Origin of the sequence: Amycolatopsis ponsaeliensis, from assembly GCF_030182635.1 — a bacterium.
GTDB lineage: Bacteria > Actinomycetota > Actinomycetes > Mycobacteriales > Pseudonocardiaceae > Amycolatopsis > Amycolatopsis ponsaeliensis.
Genome location: NZ_JAPZLD010000021.1, coordinates 117,322 through 133,961 on the forward strand (window position 1 = coordinate 117,322; position 16,640 = coordinate 133,961).

Consider the following 16,640-nt stretch of genomic DNA (forward strand, 5'->3'; position numbering starts at 1 on the left):
CATGTCGTGGGCTGTGTGCCGACTCTCCCGAGATCGGCCCGTGACAAGGCTAGGCGCTCACTCTGCGCACACGAATCCGGTACGGGCACTTGAACCACGGGTGAAGGCGTGATCGCCGAGGGCTACATGTATTGGGCCGAGACGAGCTCGGCTTCGGTGATCAACCCGCCCGTGTCGGCGACCCGGAACAGCTGGGTCACGCGCACCAGGGCGCCGTCCGGCCGGTGGAGCGTCGCGACCGCGAGGATCGAGCCGTCCGGCTTGATCTGCGTGTCGGCCTCCTGGACGTCGATGGCGTCCATCGAGCTCCAGGTGCGGACCAGCTCACCGGCCGCGCCGTCGGCCAGCGACGGGCTCAGCAGCGCGAGCGCGCCCGTCGAGTCCCGTGCGATGGCGGCGTAGAAGTCCTTGACGGCTTGGATCTTCCGGGCCGCGCTGCGCGCGTCGGCGGCCTTGTCCGGCACCGCGTCCGCGGTGGCGGGCGCGGCCTGGGTCCGCGGACCGTCGGTGGTCGACTCGTCGGCCGACGGCGCGCCGCCGGAGTGCGTGCCCGAGGTCGGGGCGCTGCGCTGCTCGGGCGCGCCGCCGCCGGCCTGGTGCTGCGGGACGGCGAGGCCGCCGAGCTCCGCGGCACCGGTGAAGCCGGCGGGCGTGGACTGGCCGCCTTCGGACACCGCGCGGTGTGCGCTGGTCAGCATCGGCGCGGCGACCACCGCACCGGCGACGAGCGCCCCGGCGGCGACGAGCCCGGCCAGCTTGGCGCGGCGGACGAACCGGCTCTCCGGCTCGTCGGCGTCTTCGGCCTGCGCCGCCTCGCGGACGGGTTCCGGGCGCGGCGGCAGGAACCTCTGCGGATCGCGGAAGACCTGCTCGAGATAGTCGCGGTCGGCATCGCCGACGCCGTCGAGAATCTCGGCCGGGATCACGTCCTCGACGCGGACGGCGTTGGGTACCTCACGCCGTGTGCGCTGCCGATCAAGCACGAATGTCCTCGCTCTGGGGTTCCGGGGACGGTCACTCGGCCGTTCGGCCGGGTTTCCGTTGGTCCGGATGGCCGACTCGTGGCCGGTTCCGGATCCGCTGCCGTCAGGTAACACCTGTGCGGACGGGCACCACCAGGCTCTGTCGCCGGAATGCCGTCGCGATACGACGAGCGGCAGCTTATGTCACCCACCCGGACCAGGGGTAACCGCTCGGCGCACCGCACGTGCATCGGAACGGGCGAACCGCACGTGCAGGGTTGGTTACTGGCCGTCAGCGGCGATTTTGTCGCCGTCCCCGAACGTCAGCGTGCGCTCCTCGATCGTCTTGGTCCCGTCGGTGTGGGTGATCTCGACGGTGTTCACCGTGACGCCGCGCTGCTGGTCGACGCTGATCTTCCGGACCTCGAAGTACGCGACGTCCGCGTACCGCTCGGCGAGGGCCTGCGGGCCCTGGTCGTGGAGTTCACCGGTGGTCACCGCCGACGCCGCGGCGGGGTCGGTGGTGACGGTGTTGAAGAACTTTTCCGAGTTGTCGCCCATGGTCTGCGCGTCCGGCGGGAACGAGTACCACCAGGGCGGCTTGACCGGGGTTTCGCGCTGGGCGGGCGTGACCGGGGGCTTCTGCGGCCGCGCGCTCGGCGTGGTCGTGCCGGACGTCTCCGAGTCGGTGGTGCCGCCGGTCCGCGGCGGCGCGGGGACGCCGTCGACGGGGCCCGCGCCACCGCCGCTGGTCCGCCCGGCCGGCTGGTCCGCCGAGGGCGTGCTGTCGTCCGGGCCCGGCGCGGAACCGCCCTGCCGGGACGGCGGCTCGACCCCGCCGGTCGGGTCGATGATGGTCGGCGCGCCCTGGTAGCCCGGCCACGCGCCCTGCACGGCCTGGTCCACCGGCGGCTTCCCGACCAGGTAGGACCCGGCGAAGAGCAGCCCGACGACCACGGCGCCGGACGCGCCGGTGGCGAACCAGGCCGCCTTCTTCCACGTCTTGGGCGGGGTCACGGACGCGGGCACCGACCCGATGGTGAAACCGCCGACGCCGAGCCCGTCGATCGGGGGCGCCGCGTAGATGCGGACGTCGTCGTCCTCCGGGTCCGCGCTGCGCGGCTGCGGCGTGGCCAGCGAGACGCGGGTGCGGCGGGCGGCCAGGTCGGCGCGGGACGCGGGGCGCGACGGCGAGGTGTCCTCGACGTCGTCGGCCAGGGGGAGGCTGCCGTGCGCCGCGGGGAACAGCGGGGGTGCGGGCCGCCGGTCGCGGGGCTGGGGCAGCGACGGCTGCGGGAGCGTGCCGGACATCGGCGGGAGCGGATCCGCCTCGGACCCGTGCTGCACGAGCGGGTCGACCCCGGGCCTCGGCTGAGCGAGGGGGTCTGCCCCGGACCTGTGCTGCGCGAGAGGATCTGCCGCGGACCTCGGCTGCGCGAGCGGATCGACCTCGGACCTCGGCTGAGCGAGGGGGAGGGACCCGGACACGGGCGGGTCGACCGGCGGCGGGCCGGCCGCGTGGCGCCGCCCGGCGCGGTTCTGGGACAACGGGGGTGTCCAGCCGTCCGTGGTGCCGAGCCGGTGCCGCCCGGGATGCGCGGGCGCACTGCCGCGTCCGTGGAACTCCGTGCCGTGGGTCATGTCGGCTCGACCACCTGGCGGACCCGCCGTGACGCCGTCCGGCGGAAGGAGAACCCGATCGGAGCACCGTCCTCACGAGCGGCTTCGCGTTCCGAATCCTGCGCAGATGCACGCGCATGCGAGACTGGGCGCGCGGGGCCGGTGCCCCCGCGCGCCTCCCGGGCTTCGCCCGACCCAGACGCAAGGGTCCTCACGGCGTCAACCCTAGGAGCATCCGGCGTAGAAAGTCGCCCCCAAACCTGCAAGTTGCAGAGGTTTCACTCGGTCGGGCGCGACCGAAAGGGGGAAAGTGACGCTACGAAATCTCACCCAGCGCCATCAGCCCAGCTCAGCGGGTTTCAGCCGCCGGTGCGATAACGGTCACGGGTGGACTGCAGCGCCTTCGTCGCCACCACGCCGCTACCCGCCGCGACGAGAATCGCCAGGATGTCGAGCGTCGGTCCCCCGGCCGTGAGCAACCAGGCGAACAGCGAAGCCGCGGTGGTACCGCCGGCAACGGCCCAGCGCCCGCGCACGTACTGCGCGACCGGCGCGCCGCCGGCCCGCTTACCCGCCGCGTTGTTCAGCATCGCCAGATACCCCACATGGCCCAGCGCGGCCAGCACGCTCGCGAGCGCGACGATGACGGCGATGAGGTTCACGAGCCAGTCCATGACCACAGTCTGCCCGTAGCCGGGGCCCCGGTGCCTCAGGGAAGACCCGGAATTCGGACAACCGTTACCGGCCCAGCCTGCCGCGGCCGAGGTTCAGCAGCGCCATCGCCAGCTGACGGCCGTCCGGGCCCAGTTCGCGGTAGCGCGCGAGGACGTCCATCTCGCGGTTGTAGACGATGCGCGTGCCACCGGCGGCCATCCGCGCGGCCCCGATCGTCTTGGACACCTCGACCCGGCGTTTCACCAGCCGCAGGATCTCCTTGTCCAGCCAGTCGATCTCCTGCCGGAGCGACGCGATGTCGTCCCCGGCCGGAGTGTCCTCGGCGGGCTGGCCGTCGGCGTTCGTCGCTTGTGCGTTCATCGGGACCTCTTCCTTGAAGCCCGGATCCGGCCCCAGGGACGGCGACAGCCCCGGGTCCGTGGACTCCGGGGCTGGCGGTGATGGCGGTTCGGGCACTACGCGATCACGGGAGCCGGAGTCCGGGTCCCGTAAAAAAATCGCTCTGCGTGCCGCATGGGGTCAGTATGGCACAGCCGTGCCGGGCAGCTCCCGGAACGAGCGCACCCTGGCATGAACGAAGAGGCTCACCGCGAGCCAGAAGATCGGGAACGCCGGCCAGAAGACGCCGGCGCCCAGCACCGCCCAGCGGACGATCGCCACGACCGCGATCGCGACCACCACGGCGAGGTGCAGGCGCAGCGCGGGGTGCCGCCGCAACGCGGCCCGGGTCAACGGGAAGCCGGGGCGGGCCGGCGCGGGCCGCGGCAGGTCGGCGGTGAGCGTGGCCAGTTCGTCGGTGAACCGGGCGGCGTAGACGTGGGTGAGGCGCTCTTCGACCTCGTCGAGGGTGAGCCGGCCTTCGGAGCCGGCGGTCTGGACGGTGGTGGCGACGCGTTCGCGATCGGCGTCGGCGGCCCGGATGCGGGCGGTGCGGTTGTCTTCCATGCCAACCGATGCTCCGCGCGGCGGGCCCGCCGCGCGTCAGGCGCCAGGCGACACCTCCCGCTACGCCTGGCGCGGTAGCCCACCCGCCCGGGGTAGCGTGGACAGACGATGGACACCCTCTTCGATCTCCCCGCCGAGACCCCCGCGCGCAAGCCCGCTTCCGGCGGGCAGGCCGATCTGCTCGACGACCTGAACCCGTCCCAGCGCGAAGCCGTCACCCACGCCGGTGGCCCGCTGCTGGTGGTCGCGGGCGCGGGATCGGGCAAGACCCGGGTGCTGACCCGCCGGATCGCCTACCTGCTCGGGCAACGCCGCGTGCACCCCGGCGAAGTCATGGCGATCACGTTCACGAACAAGGCCGCCGCCGAGATGCGCGACCGCGTCGCCGCGCTCGTCGGGCGCCGCGCGAACGCGATGTGGGTGTCCACGTTCCACTCGATGTGCGTGCGGATCCTGCGCCGGGAAGCCAAGACGCTGGACATGTCGTCGAGCTTCTCGATCTACGACTCGGACGACACCAAGCGGCTGATCACGTTGGTGGCGCGGGATCTGGACATCGACCCGAAGCGCTACGCGGCCCGCACTTTGGCCATCCACATCTCGAACCTGAAGAACGAGCTCGTCGATCCCGACGAGGCGTCGGCGAACGCGGCCAACGACCTCGAGCGGCGCGTCGCCGAGGTCTACGTCGAGTACCAGCGGCGGCTGAACCAGGCCAACGCCTTCGACTTCGACGACCTCATCATGCGCACGGTCTCGCTGCTGCAGGCGTTCCCGGACGTCGCCGAGTACTACCGGCGGCGCTTCCGCCACGTGCTGGTCGACGAGTACCAGGACACGAACCACGCGCAGTACACCCTGGTCCGCGAGCTGGCCGGGACGACGCCGAACGAGTCGGGCGTCGAGCCGGCCGAGCTGGTCGTCGTCGGTGACGCGGACCAGTCGATCTACGCCTTCCGCGGCGCGACGATCCGGAACATCGAAGAGTTCGAACGGGACTTCCCGAACGCGCACACCATCCTGCTGGAGCAGAACTACCGCTCCACGCAGACGATCCTGTCCGCGGCCAACGCCGTCATCGAGCGGAACCCGAACCGCCGCGCGAAGCGGCTGTGGACGGATTCGGGCGACGGCGAGAAGATCGTCGGCTACGTCGCGGACAACGACCACGACGAAGCCGCGTTCGTCGCGGGCGAGATCGACGCGCTGGCGGAGAAGGGCGAAGCCGACTACTCCGACGTCGCCGTCTTCTACCGCACCAACAACCAGTCCCGCGTCTTCGAAGAGATCTTCATCCGGCTCGGCCTGCCGTACAAGGTCGTCGGCGGCGTGCGGTTCTACGAGCGGCGCGAAGTCCGCGACATGATCGCGTACCTGCGCGTGCTGGCGAACCCGGAGGACACGGTCAGCCTGCGGCGCGTGCTGAACGTGCCCAAGCGCGGCATCGGCGACCGCGCGGAAGCCGTCGTGGCGACGCACGCCGAGCGCGAGCGGATCTCGTTCGCGGCCGCGCTGCGGGACGCCGTCGAGGGCAAGGTGGCGCTGCTGAACCCGCGCTCGGTCAAGGCGATCGGCGGGTTCGTCGGGCTGCTCGACGAACTGGGCGACCTGATCACTTCCGGCGCCGAGGTCCACGATGTCCTCGAAGCCGTGCTGGAAAAGACCGGTTACCGCATCGAGCTCGAAGAATCGGACGACCCGCAGGACCACACGCGCGTCGAGAACCTGGACGAGCTCGTCACGGTGGCGCGGGAGTTCACCGAGATCACCGCCGAGGTCGTCGCGGACGAGAACGCCGAGCTGGTCGTGGAGCCCGGGGTGCCGGCGCCGGGGTCGCTGCCCGCGTTCCTCGAACGCGTGTCGCTGGTGGCGGACGCCGACTCGGTGCCTTCTCCGGACGGTGGCGAGGAAGGCGACGGCGGCGCGGGCGTGGTCACGCTGATGACCGTCCACACCGCGAAGGGCCTGGAGTACCCGGTGGTGTTCTGCACCGGCTGGGAGGACGGCGTCTTCCCGCACATGCGTGCTCTGGGCGACCCGACCGAGCTGGCCGAGGAACGGCGGCTGGCGTACGTCGCGATCACGCGGGCGCGCAAGCGGTTGTACGTCTCGCGCGCGATCACGCGGTCGGCTTGGGGCCAGCCGTCGATGAACCCGGCTTCGCGGTTCCTCGACGAGCTGCCGGGCGATCTTGTCGACTGGCGGCGGCTCGAGCCGTCCAGCGCCGGGTTCGGCTTCGGGTCCGGTTCGCGCGGCGGCGGCACTCCGCGGGCGGCGACCACGTGGGGCGGCAGGCGGTCTTCTTCGCCGTCTTCCTCTTCGGGCACGCCGTCGTTCGGCAAAGGCTGGAAGGACACGGTGGCGCTGAAGCTGGATGTCGGCGACCGCGTCAGCCACGACAAGTACGGCCTGGGCACGGTGATCTCGTGCGACGGCGTCGGCCCGCGCGCCACGGCGACGATCGACTTCGGCGCGGCAGGCAAGGTCCGCCTGATGCTGATCGGCAGCGTGCCGATGGTGAAGCTGTAACACCCGTCCGAGTGAACCCGGCGGCGATCCCGGCGATCGCCGCCGGAATCGTCGTACCCCACCGGTAGAACGGACCCCGCAGTCGAACACGAGTTCGACGGAGGGGGTAGTGCGGTGTGGACGCGGTGCTGTTTCACCTGTTGGCCGAAGGGGTACAAAAATACCTGCGAGGAGTCCTGGGGTCGACGGCTCCGGATCGGGGTCCGGGCCCTTCGGGGGCTTCAGGAATTCCCTCGCGTGCGGGAGCGGAGGCGTGCCGGCTGGCCGCCGCCTGGCGAGCGCTGCTCAGGCAGCACGAGCTCGGAGCGGACGGGCGATGTGTCACCTGCGGCCGGGGACGCCGCTGGACGACACGTCGAGCCGCGCGTGTCCGCTCCGCGGGGGGCGCAGGGGGAGCTGTGCCCTGGGGCTGGTTGCCGGTCCGGAGGTCCACGGAGCTGTGCACGGTGTGGCAGGTCGCGGTGGCGTACTTCGTCCGGCGATTGCCGGGCGGGCAGCGTTAGCCGTTTCCAGGCGCTGAGGCGCTTTCCGGCGGCTTCTGCGGGGCCGAAGGTGATCTCGGATGCCCCGAGGGGTGCGGAGCGGCCTGGAGGGCTCTCGATCGCCGATGCGGCTCGCCGCTCTACGAGAGGGATCCGCCGCGCTTGGGCTGTCTTCGCGGCCGTGGTCCATAGCTGTCTGCCTGTAGCAGGCGATCGCGCTCGGACTGCCGCGGTCTCCCGGCCGGAGCGGATGTCCGCTCGGGTGAGGGGCGCCTTCGGCCCTCAGCGGCGGATCATGGCTCTACAGCCGGGTTTCCCGGTGCTCGTGGAGCACCGGTGTGGAACGAACGGATCAGAGGACGATGCCGCGCGCGGCCAGCCAGGGCCGGGGGTCGATCTTCTTGGTGCCGTTCTGCCACACCTCGAAGTGCAGGTGCGGGCCGGTGCTCTGGCCGCGGTTGCCGATCTCGGCGATCTGCTGACCGCACTTGACCGTCTGGCCTTCCTTGACGGAGAAGCTGTTCATGTGGCCGTAGACCTGGATCGTGCCGTCGTCGAGCTGGACCCGCACCCACAGGCCGAAGCCGCTGGCCGGGCCGGCCTCGATCACTTTGCCGTCGGAGGCGGCGTAGATCGGGGTGCCGATCGAGTTGGCGATGTCGATGCCGAGGTGGCTCGTGCCCCACCGGGCACCGAAGCCCGAGGTGAAGGTGCCGTGGGCCGGCAGGCAGGTCTTGGGGCGAGCGGCTTCTTCGGCGGCCTTCTTGGCGGCGTCGGCTTCACGCTGCTCACGGGCCTGCGTGATGGAAGCGCTGTCGGAAAGCTTCGCGGCCTCGGCGGAGGCGTCGACGGTGTGGCCGGTCGGCAGGAGCTCCGGGGCGCCCCCGATGCCCGCACCTCCCGCGGTGAGCGACGCGCTGGCGTCGTGGCTGTTGGCCAGCGGGGTGTAGGCGGCGTCGGAGTCGGTGACTGTCTTGAGGGTCGAGCCCGCAGCGGCGGCAGCGAACGCACCGGCAGCGACCGCGGCGACCACGACCCGGCCACGAAGGGCCGAGGAGGGCGGGGCGATGCGGTGCGCACCCCGGACACGAACGACTGCACCTTCGAGTGCGTCCTTCAGTGCCGGGGAAGGAGCTTGGCCGCCGGGGGAGCGGTGTGAAGCCAAGACAGGGCCTTCCATCGTCGGGGAGCCGGGTCGGAGGACTGCGGGCGGGGGAACCCGGTGAGCCAACCTCGGGGGTGGTTCGCTCGTCGTCCTACTTCGTGACCTGACTGTAATGGGGACCGGGGGACAGTAACGAAGGGGCACCGCTGTAAGCAAGATCTGCCCCGCCGGGCGGCCGATCGGGTGGTGTGGATCTTGCGTCCACCTGTGGAGATTACGCAAAGTTAGAGAGGGTTTACTGCATTGGTTGTGACTTGCCTTACAGCTCTTGCGGGCGGTTATGGACCGACGGGCGGGGTTGGCTGCCCAAGGGTCCGGAATAAGCGTTTGCCAGGGGATGTTCAAACATCTCCGACGCCTCACAACAGCCGACGGCGGGCGCAGGGGCTTCAGGCGGCCGCCTGACGAAGGCTCGGCCGAGAGCAAGAGTCGACCGTTCATCGACGCCCGCGAACCGCTCACCGACTCGCACCGAGTTCCAGCCCCAAGCCGCCGGGTTTGCCCGACTTCTCGGGGTTGCGCGCGCGGATCCGAGGGTTACGCGTGACGAAGCGACGCGTCCGCCCCGCTCATCAGCGCGTGCCCGGCCCGCAAGATCGGCCCACGCCGGACGCTCACCAAACGCGCCGCTCGCCAACCCGCGCTGCTAGATCAAGCTGCGCTCCTCGCCGACTCACGCCGCCGGACAAGGTGCGTCCTCGCTGACTCGCGCTGCTGGACAACCCCGCACTGCTCAACCATCCGCGTCTCTGGGCGGCCGGCGCTGCTAGATCTACCCGCGCCGCCCGATGGTTCGCATCGCCGGACAAGCTGCGCCCCTGCCGACTTGCGTTGCTGGAGACTTGCGCTGCTGGAGAAGCCGCGCCGCTCGCCAGTCCGCACTGCTGGACAGCTCGCGCCACTCGACAGCGCGTATCGCTCGCCCACTCGCGCCGTTGGCGATCCGCGCCAGCGGGTAAGCCTGCGCCCCTCGCCGGCTCGCGTTGCTGGATCAAGCCGCGCCGCTCGCCGACTCGTGCCCCGCTGGGGCCTCCCGCGCCCGCCGAGCTTGCTAGCGTCGCGGGCAATGCCCCCACGCTCAGAGCCTCCGACCGGGAGCACCCCCGGCTCCCCGGCCTCCCCGCAGGACCCCGCGGCCACCCTTCCCACCGGCAAGCGGAAGCCCCCTCGCGCACAGACTTCCCGGCAAGCGCCCGCCGAAACCACCGAATCGGCGGAAGCTGCGGCCAGCCAGCCCCCAACCGAGGCGGCGAAGGCCGGGCCCACCCGCGCGGCAAAGGCCGAGGCCAGACCTGTGAGAACTCGTGCGGCGAGCACTCGGTCCGAAGCCGCGAAGGCCGGACCAGTCCCATCGGCAACCGCCCGCCCCACATCCCCAACCTCGGTGAAAACCCGCCCCGAGCCCACCGACCCCATCCCCACCTGGGCCGAGGACACCACGCCCTCCCGCCCCCTCACCATCGCCCTGGCACTCGCCGCCCTAGGCGCGGTCGCCCTCACCGCCGCCGCGCTCACCCCGATCTCCCCAGCCGCCGAACCCGGGTTCACCAGCTGGCCGTGGCTCGCCGTCCTCGCACTCACCCCCGCCATCGCCGCCATCTGGACCGCCGCCGCTCGAAAACCCAACCTCGCCAAAGGCCTCCTCCTCGGCCTCGCCGCCCTCGCCCCCGGCCGGCTCGTGCTCGACCTGCAGTTCGCCGTCAACGGCCCCCTCACCATCCGGCCGGAGCTCTACCTCCCCGACCGCTTCGTCGGCGGCTCGGCCGTCGGTGCCGGGTTCTGGCTGCTCGTTGCCGGGGACCTGCTCACCGGGGCCGCCGGGATTGCCGCCTGGCGGGCCGGGCGAACCTACGAAGAACCCGAACGGCGACGCTGGCGCCTGCTTGTCCCGCTGCTCGCCGTGACCGCCTCCGTCGGGCTGCTCACCGCCCCCGTCGGCTCGGACAACGGCTTCCTCCTCGCCCGCGCCGCCTTCGAAGGGCCCTGGCCCGCCCTCGGCGGCTACCTCCTGCTCGCCGCCGCGCTGCCGCTGGCCGCCGTCCTCGCGCTCGCCTCTCCGTCCGAAAGCACCGCGAAAGGCACCCTGCTCGGCCTCACCGCCGCCGCCTTCGGGGTCGCCGCTCCGCCCGTGCTGGCGGGGCTCCTCCGCGACGACCTCCACGTCACCTGGGGCCCCCTCCTGGTGCTCGCGGCGACCGCCGTCATCGCCGGCCTCGCCTTCACCCGCCTCAGCGAAACGCCGAAAGAAACCGAACGTGACGTCAAGGTCCCCGGCATCTTCTGGTGGCGCCTGACGACCGGGCTGCTCGGCCTCGCCACCGCGGCAGCCGCCTTGGTCGGCAGCTTCGCGCCGCAGGTCGCCGTCACCGCGCTCAACCCCGGTGCCGCCGCCCCGGTCAGCGCCGCCGCCGAAAGCCCTGCCCGGTGGTTCCTGCTCGTCGCCGCGCTCGTCGTCGCCGTCCCCGCGCTCGGGACGCTCCTGCCGAAAACCGCCGCGACGGCCCGGCCCGTGCTCGGGCTCGCCTGGGCGGGGATCGTCCTGGCCGGCACCGCCGTCCTCAACACCGCCCTGACCGCCACCCAGGCCGGCAACCTCGCCGGCTTCGGGGGCGCGGACCTCGGCGGCACCTCCGGCGCCACCCCCGTCTTCACCTACGACCTCGGCGCCGGCGCGGCCTGGACGTTCGCCGCGCTCGTGCTCGCCGCCCTGGTCGCGCTCGCCGCCGCCGGGACCGGGGTCGTCGAACGCGAGGACGCCGACCAAGGCACCGAGGCGGGCACCGGCCTGCTCACCCCCGTCGTCGCCGGCGGGGTGCTGGCCGTCGCCGCGTTCGGGCTGCCCGTCTTCAGCGTGCCCGGCTACGTCGCGCCCGGGCTCTGGTCGAACTTCGACACGCCTTCGTGGGGACTGCTGACCGCTGTCGTGGTCATCGTCGGCGCGGCCGCGCTCGCGTTGCGGTCGCGGCCCAAACCCGCGGCGGTCCTGCTGACCGGTGCCGCCCTGTTGACCGCGCTGCACGCCGCGGAGCTGCCGCTCGTCGGCAGCTCCCTCGGCGACGCGAGCCCGTCGACCGGCTTCTGGCTCGCCCTCGCCGCCGTGGCCGCGCTGCTCGTCGCGGCCGGTATGTCGGCTGCCGGGAGCCGCGGTGAGCCGTGAGCGGACGCGGGTGCTCGTCGTCGAGTTCACCCGCCCCGACCCGGCCGCCGTCGCGCTGGGCCGCGTGCTGCGCGACGAAGGCATGGAGGTCGTCCACGCCGGCCGGCTGGACACCGCCGAGCAGATCCTCCGGACCGCCGAGCAGGAGGACCCGGACGTCGTCGCCGTGCTCGGCGAGCGGCCGCCGCCGGATCTCGAACAGGCGCTCGACCCCGTCCGCGTGGTCCCGGTCGCCGGGAAATCCCCGGAAGAAGCCGTGGAACTGTTCCCCGGTGGGCGGTCTCACACCGCGGGAACACCGCCTGACCGCGTACGGTGACCGACTTCACCAGGTGCGGAGTCCCCTGCGTCTACGCAGGTCGCTAACCTCGACTGGTCCGACAGCGCGGTCCGGTCGCGGACCACCTGCAGTGGCGTGTCGTCAGGAGACTGGAGTAGTGGACCTCTACGAGTACCAGGCGAGGGATCTCTTCGCCGCCCACGGAGTACCGGTTCTGCCGGGCTCGGTGGCTAGCACCCCCGAAGAAGCCAAGGCCGCCGCGGAGCAGATCGGTAACCAGGTCGTCGTCAAGGCGCAGGTGAAGGTCGGCGGCCGCGGGAAGGCGGGCGGCGTCAAGCTGGCCCAGACCCCCGACGAGGCGAAGGAGAAGGCGGAAGCCATCCTCGGCCTCGACATCAAGGGCCACATCACGCGTCGCGTGCTGGTGGCCGAAGCCTCGGACATCTCGTCCGAGTACTACTTCTCCTTCCTGCTGGACCGGTCCAACCGGACCTTCCTGGCGATGGCGTCCTCCGAGGGCGGCATGGAGATCGAGCAGCTCGCCGTCGAGCGCCCCGAGGCGCTCGCCAAGATCCCGGTCGACTCGATCACCGGTGTCGACAAGGCGAAGGCGCTTGAGATCCTGAAGGCCGGCAACTTCCCGGCCGACATCATCGACGAGGCCGCCGACGTCGTCGTGAAGCTCTGGGAGACCTTCGTCTCCGAGGACGCCACGCTGGTCGAGGTCAACCCGCTGGTCCGCGACCCGCAGGACAAGATCATCGCCCTCGACGGCAAGGTCACCCTCGACGAGAACGCGGACTTCCGCCAGCCGGGCCACGAGGCCCTGGTGGACAAGGACGCGGAGAACCCGCTCGAGGCGAAGGCCAAGGCCAAGAACCTCAACTACGTCAAGCTCGACGGCCAGGTCGGCATCATCGGCAACGGCGCGGGCCTCGTCATGTCCACTTTGGACGTCGTGGCGTACGCGGGCGAGAAGCACGGCGGCGTGAAGCCGGCGAACTTCCTCGACATCGGCGGCGGCGCGTCGGCCGAGGTCATGGCGGCCGGGCTGGACGTCATCCTCAACGACACCGATGTGAAGAGCGTCTTCGTCAACGTCTTCGGCGGCATCACCGCCTGCGACGCGGTGGCGACCGGCATCGTCGAGGCCCTGAAGATCCTGGGCGACGAGGCCAGCAAGCCGCTGGTCGTCCGGCTGGACGGCAACAACGTCGTGGAGGGTCGCAAGATCCTGGCCGACGCGAACCACCCGCTGGTCACCGTGGTGGACACAATGGACAACGCGGCCGACAAGGCTGCCGAGCTCGCCGCGGCAGGTGCGTGAGATGTCGATCTTCCTGAACGAGAACAGCAAGGTCATCGTGCAGGGGCTCACCGGCTCCGAGGGCATGAAGCACGCGACCAAGATGCTGAAGTCCGGCACGAACATCGTGGGTGGCGTCAACGCCCGCAAGGCCGGCCAGACCGTCACCATCGAGGGCAAGGACCTCAAGGTCTTCGGCACGGTCGAAGAGGCCATCAAGGAGACCGGCGCCGACGTGTCGGTCATCTTCGTGCCGCCGAAGTTCGCGAAGGACGCGGTCGTCGAGGCGATCGACGCCGAGATCCCGCTGGCCGTCGTCATCACCGAGGGCATCCCGGTGCACGACTCGGCCTACTTCTGGGCGCACGCGGTCGCGAAGGGCGGCACGACCCGGATCATCGGGCCGAACTGCCCGGGCGTGATCAGCCCCGGCAAGTCGAACGCCGGCATCATCCCGGCCGACATCTCCGGCCCGGGCCAGATCGGCCTCGTGTCGAAGTCCGGCACGCTGACCTACCAGATGATGTACGAGCTGCGGGACATCGGCTTCTCCACCGCGGTCGGCATCGGCGGTGACCCCATCATCGGCACCACGCACATCGACGCCCTCGAGGCGTTCGAGGCGGACCCCGAGACCAAGGTCATCGTGATGATCGGCGAGATCGGTGGCGACGCCGAAGAGCGCGCCGCGGCCTACATCAAGGAGCACGTGACGAAGCCGGTCGTCGGTTACGTCGCGGGCTTCACCGCGCCCGAGGGCAAGACCATGGGCCACGCGGGCGCCATCGTGTCGGGCTCCTCCGGCACGGCCGCCGCGAAGAAGGAGGCCCTCGAGGCCGCCGGCGTCAAGGTCGGCAAGACCCCGAGCGAGACCGCCGTCCTCGCGCGTGAGCTGTACAACAACCTCGGCTGATTCCGAGGGATAACTCCTGGTGAGGCCGGGCATCCGCTGGGTGCCCGGCCTTTCCGCGTTTCAGGACGAAACCTCCCGAGGTATTCACGCGTCTGATGGGCTGGTGGCCTGCGAGTGCGCTAGCGTTCTGCGCACACAAGCCGCCTCGTCTTTCCCGGGCGCCCTCGTGCCCCGGAGTGCCGGTCGAACCGACAGGAGTGCATCCCGATGACCTTCCCCAGCGGTGGGCCTGGCTACCCCCAGCAGGGTGGCGGCCAGCAGCCCCCCGGACCGCCGTCCAGTGGCTTCCCGGCGCAGCAGCCGCCGCACTCGCACCAGGCGTCCTCGGGCGCCGCGAACCTGACGCAGAACCTGCCGCTGCTGCTCGCCCTCGGCGTCGCGCTGTTCGGTCTCGTCCAGTACTTCCTCGGCTTCTCCGACGCCGGCGACGTCGGCCTCGGTGGTGTGTTCCTGCTGGGCGGTGGCCTGCTCGCCGGGATGCACGCGCTGCCGAAGGGGCCGAAGACGCTGCCCTTCGCGGCGCTGTTCAGCGTCCTCGGCGCGCTCTACATCCTGGACGCGCTGGTCGGGATGCAGACGTCGCCCGGCATCGTCACCGTCATCCTGATCCTGGGGATCCTGCAGATGGTCGCCGCGGTCGGTGCGCTGCTGCTCGAGTACGACGTCATCAAGCCGCCGGCGCCGAAGCCCGCCGCGCCGTCCTACGGCGGCCAGTACGGCCAGCCGGGCCAGCAGCAGCAGTACGGCCAGCCCGGGCAGCAGTACGGCCAGCAGCAGCCGGGCCACGGCCCGGGTCCGGTCGCCCAGGCCGGGGAGCCGTCGGCGCCGTTCTCGCAGGGCCAGTACGGCTCGCCGAACCCGCCGTCGACCACGCCGCCGCCGGGGCAGCAGGCCACGACGTACGCGCCGCAGCAGGGCTCGTTCTTCCAGCAGCCGCCGTCGGACAACCCGGGCACGCCGCCCGGTGGCTTCGGCAAGTCGAGCTGACGTAGCCGTCCGAAACACCCGCTGTGACGTTGTGTGTCACAGCGGGTGTTTTGCACTTCGGGGGTTACTCGACCGGGTGGGTTAGCTTCCCCACGCCGGCCGGCGGCGGCGTGGCTCACCCGGTCGGACCAGCGAGGATGTCAGGGTGCGGATCATGGACCTGCTCACCGACTCCCGCGAGGAGCCGGTGGGCGACCTCGAACCCGACGTCGTACTTTCCCGGGCGGCGCGGGTGCGGGTGTTGCTCGCCGCCGCCCTCGGCCCGCTGGTCACCGGCTACGCCGCCGTCGCGACCGTGCTGACGCTGGTGGCGCTCACCGCCCCGCGCACCGTTTTCTCCGGCACCGGCGTGCTGCTGGCCGCCGGGCCCGGCTGGCTCGCCGCGCACCAGGTCCGGCTCGACCTCGGCGTCCACCCGCTCGGCGTGCTGCCGCTGCTGCCGACGCTGGGCGCGCTCGCACTGGCCGCGCGGACGGCGTCCGGCGCCGCCGTGCGCCTCGGCTGCCGGTCACCCCGCGAGGCGCTGCCGGTGTTCGCCGCGATCACCGGCGCGCACGCGTTGTTCGGGCTCGTCATCGCGCTGTGCGCGCAGGGTTCGTCGGTGACGGCGAACCCGCTGGTCGCTTTCGCCGTGCCCGGGCTGCTCGCGGCGGCGGCCGCGGCGGTGGGCATCATCCGGTGCTGCGGGCTGCCGGACGTCGTCGCCGAGCGCCTCGACCCCCTCGCCCTGCGCGGGCTGCGGGCCGGCGCGCTGGGCCTCGCGGTGCTGGTGGCCTGCGGTGCCGCCGTCTTCACCCTCGCGACCGCGCTGTCGTGGCGGACGGTCGCCGACATGTACGAGCCCGCGCTCGGCAGCAGCTTCGGGATGTTCCTGCTGTCGGTGCTGTACCTGCCGAACGCCGTGACGGCCGTGCTGTCGTTCGTCACCGGGCCCGGCTTCTCGATCGGCGACCTGAACGTCGGGATGTTCGGCTACCGCGGCGGCGCCGTCCCCGGCGTCCCGCTGCTGGGCGGCCTGCCCGAGCACCACGCGGCGTGGTGGCCGGCGCTGCTGGTGCTGCCCGCGGCGGCCGGTGTGCTCGTCGGCTGGTCGCTGCGCAAGGTGGACGCGGACCCGGCGCAGCGCATCCGCGCGGTCGCGGTGGCCGGTGCGGTCGTCGCCCTCGGCTGCGTCCTGCTGGGCACGCTGTCCGGCGGGCGGCTCGGCGACGGCCCGTTCGACCCGGTGAGCGTGCCGGTCGGCGTCGCGTCGGTCGTCGCGTTCTGCTGGATCGTCATCCCGGGCTCGTTCACGGCGTTCTTCACGGGCGAGCACGAGCCGCCGGCGCCGCCCGAAGCGCTCGAAGACAACGAAGCGTTCGAGGACGCCGAAGAGGTCGACGTCGACGAAGCAGCCGAGGCCGTCGAAGAACTCGAAGCGTCCGAAGAGGACGAAGAAACCGAAGAGCCCGAAGCAGAACCCGACGAGGATGCGGAGTTCGAAGCCGAAGCCGACGCCGAACTCGGCCTCGAAGAACCGGCCGACGACGTCCCCGAGGACGACGAGGCTGTGACCGGAGGCACCGAGACCTGCGGCGACGTCGAGGCGGCCGAGACCGACCGTTAGGGTTGACGTGACC

13 protein-coding genes are annotated in these 16,640 nt (G+C 71.7%); 7 read left to right on the forward strand and 6 right to left on the reverse strand.

Translation table 11 applies throughout. The features are described from left to right. Positions 1 to 122 precede the first annotated feature (122 nt). The 5 genes from QQ657_RS29310 to QQ657_RS29330 form a co-directional block, all read right to left on the reverse strand. Positions 123 to 983 carry a hypothetical protein gene (locus QQ657_RS29310; protein WP_284745478.1) on the reverse strand — a complete coding sequence of 287 codons (861 nt, stop codon included), beginning with the start codon at positions 981 to 983 and terminating at the stop codon, positions 123 to 125. Between the two features lie 261 nt (positions 984 to 1,244). Beyond that, positions 1,245 to 2,273, reverse strand: a complete 1,029-nt coding sequence (locus QQ657_RS29315) for a hypothetical protein (protein WP_284745479.1) — start codon at positions 2,271 to 2,273, stop codon at positions 1,245 to 1,247. A gap of 668 nt (positions 2,274 to 2,941) precedes the next feature. Then, positions 2,942 to 3,256, reverse strand: a complete 315-nt coding sequence (locus QQ657_RS29320) for a hypothetical protein (protein WP_284745480.1) — start codon at positions 3,254 to 3,256, stop codon at positions 2,942 to 2,944. A gap of 64 nt (positions 3,257 to 3,320) precedes the next feature. Continuing rightward, on the reverse strand, positions 3,321 to 3,617 hold the full coding sequence (locus tag QQ657_RS29325; RefSeq protein WP_247060676.1) for a chorismate mutase: 297 nt from the start codon (positions 3,615 to 3,617) through the stop codon (positions 3,321 to 3,323). Between the two features lie 159 nt (positions 3,618 to 3,776). Further along, the gene (locus QQ657_RS29330) at positions 3,777 to 4,202 is read right to left on the reverse strand and encodes a DUF1707 SHOCT-like domain-containing protein (RefSeq protein ID WP_284745481.1); all 426 of its coding nucleotides are present in this window, start codon (positions 4,200 to 4,202) and stop codon (positions 3,777 to 3,779) included. A gap of 108 nt (positions 4,203 to 4,310) precedes the next feature. Here QQ657_RS29330 and pcrA point away from each other — a divergent pair, with 108 nt between their 5' ends. Further along, on the forward strand, positions 4,311 to 6,731 hold the full coding sequence (pcrA, locus tag QQ657_RS29335; protein ID WP_284745482.1) for a DNA helicase PcrA: 2,421 nt from the start codon (positions 4,311 to 4,313) through the stop codon (positions 6,729 to 6,731). A gap of 834 nt (positions 6,732 to 7,565) precedes the next feature. Here pcrA and QQ657_RS29340 read toward each other — a convergent pair. Beyond that, positions 7,566 to 8,246, reverse strand: a complete 681-nt coding sequence (locus QQ657_RS29340; RefSeq protein ID WP_284745483.1) for a M23 family metallopeptidase — start codon at positions 8,244 to 8,246, stop codon at positions 7,566 to 7,568. Between the two features lie 1,516 nt (positions 8,247 to 9,762). Here QQ657_RS29340 and QQ657_RS29345 point away from each other — a divergent pair. From QQ657_RS29345 to QQ657_RS29370, 6 genes are all read left to right on the forward strand, one after another. After that, positions 9,763 to 11,535 (forward strand): hypothetical protein, encoded by a 1,773-nt coding sequence (locus tag QQ657_RS29345; protein ID WP_284745484.1) that lies wholly within the window; start codon positions 9,763 to 9,765, stop codon positions 11,533 to 11,535. Continuing rightward, positions 11,525 to 11,854 (forward strand): hypothetical protein, encoded by a 330-nt coding sequence (locus tag QQ657_RS29350; RefSeq protein ID WP_284745485.1) that lies wholly within the window; start codon positions 11,525 to 11,527, stop codon positions 11,852 to 11,854. The genes QQ657_RS29345 and QQ657_RS29350 overlap by 11 nt, the downstream gene beginning before the upstream one ends. A 118-nt stretch (positions 11,855 to 11,972) precedes the next feature. Further along, entirely contained in the window at positions 11,973 to 13,142 is a 1,170-nt protein-coding gene (gene sucC, locus QQ657_RS29355; RefSeq protein WP_284745486.1) for an ADP-forming succinate--CoA ligase subunit beta, read from the forward strand. A gap of 1 nt (position 13,143) precedes the next feature. Next, positions 13,144 to 14,034 (forward strand): succinate--CoA ligase subunit alpha, encoded by an 891-nt coding sequence (gene sucD, locus QQ657_RS29360; protein ID WP_284745487.1) that lies wholly within the window; start codon positions 13,144 to 13,146, stop codon positions 14,032 to 14,034. Between the two features lie 207 nt (positions 14,035 to 14,241). Beyond that, positions 14,242 to 15,021: a DUF5336 domain-containing protein gene (locus QQ657_RS29365; RefSeq protein ID WP_284745488.1), complete on the forward strand. Its 780-nt coding sequence runs from the start codon at positions 14,242 to 14,244 to the stop codon at positions 15,019 to 15,021. A 145-nt stretch (positions 15,022 to 15,166) separates the two neighbouring features. Further along, positions 15,167 to 16,627, forward strand: a complete 1,461-nt coding sequence (locus QQ657_RS29370; RefSeq protein ID WP_284745489.1) for a cell division protein PerM — start codon at positions 15,167 to 15,169, stop codon at positions 16,625 to 16,627. Positions 16,628 to 16,640: the final 13 nt, after the last annotated feature.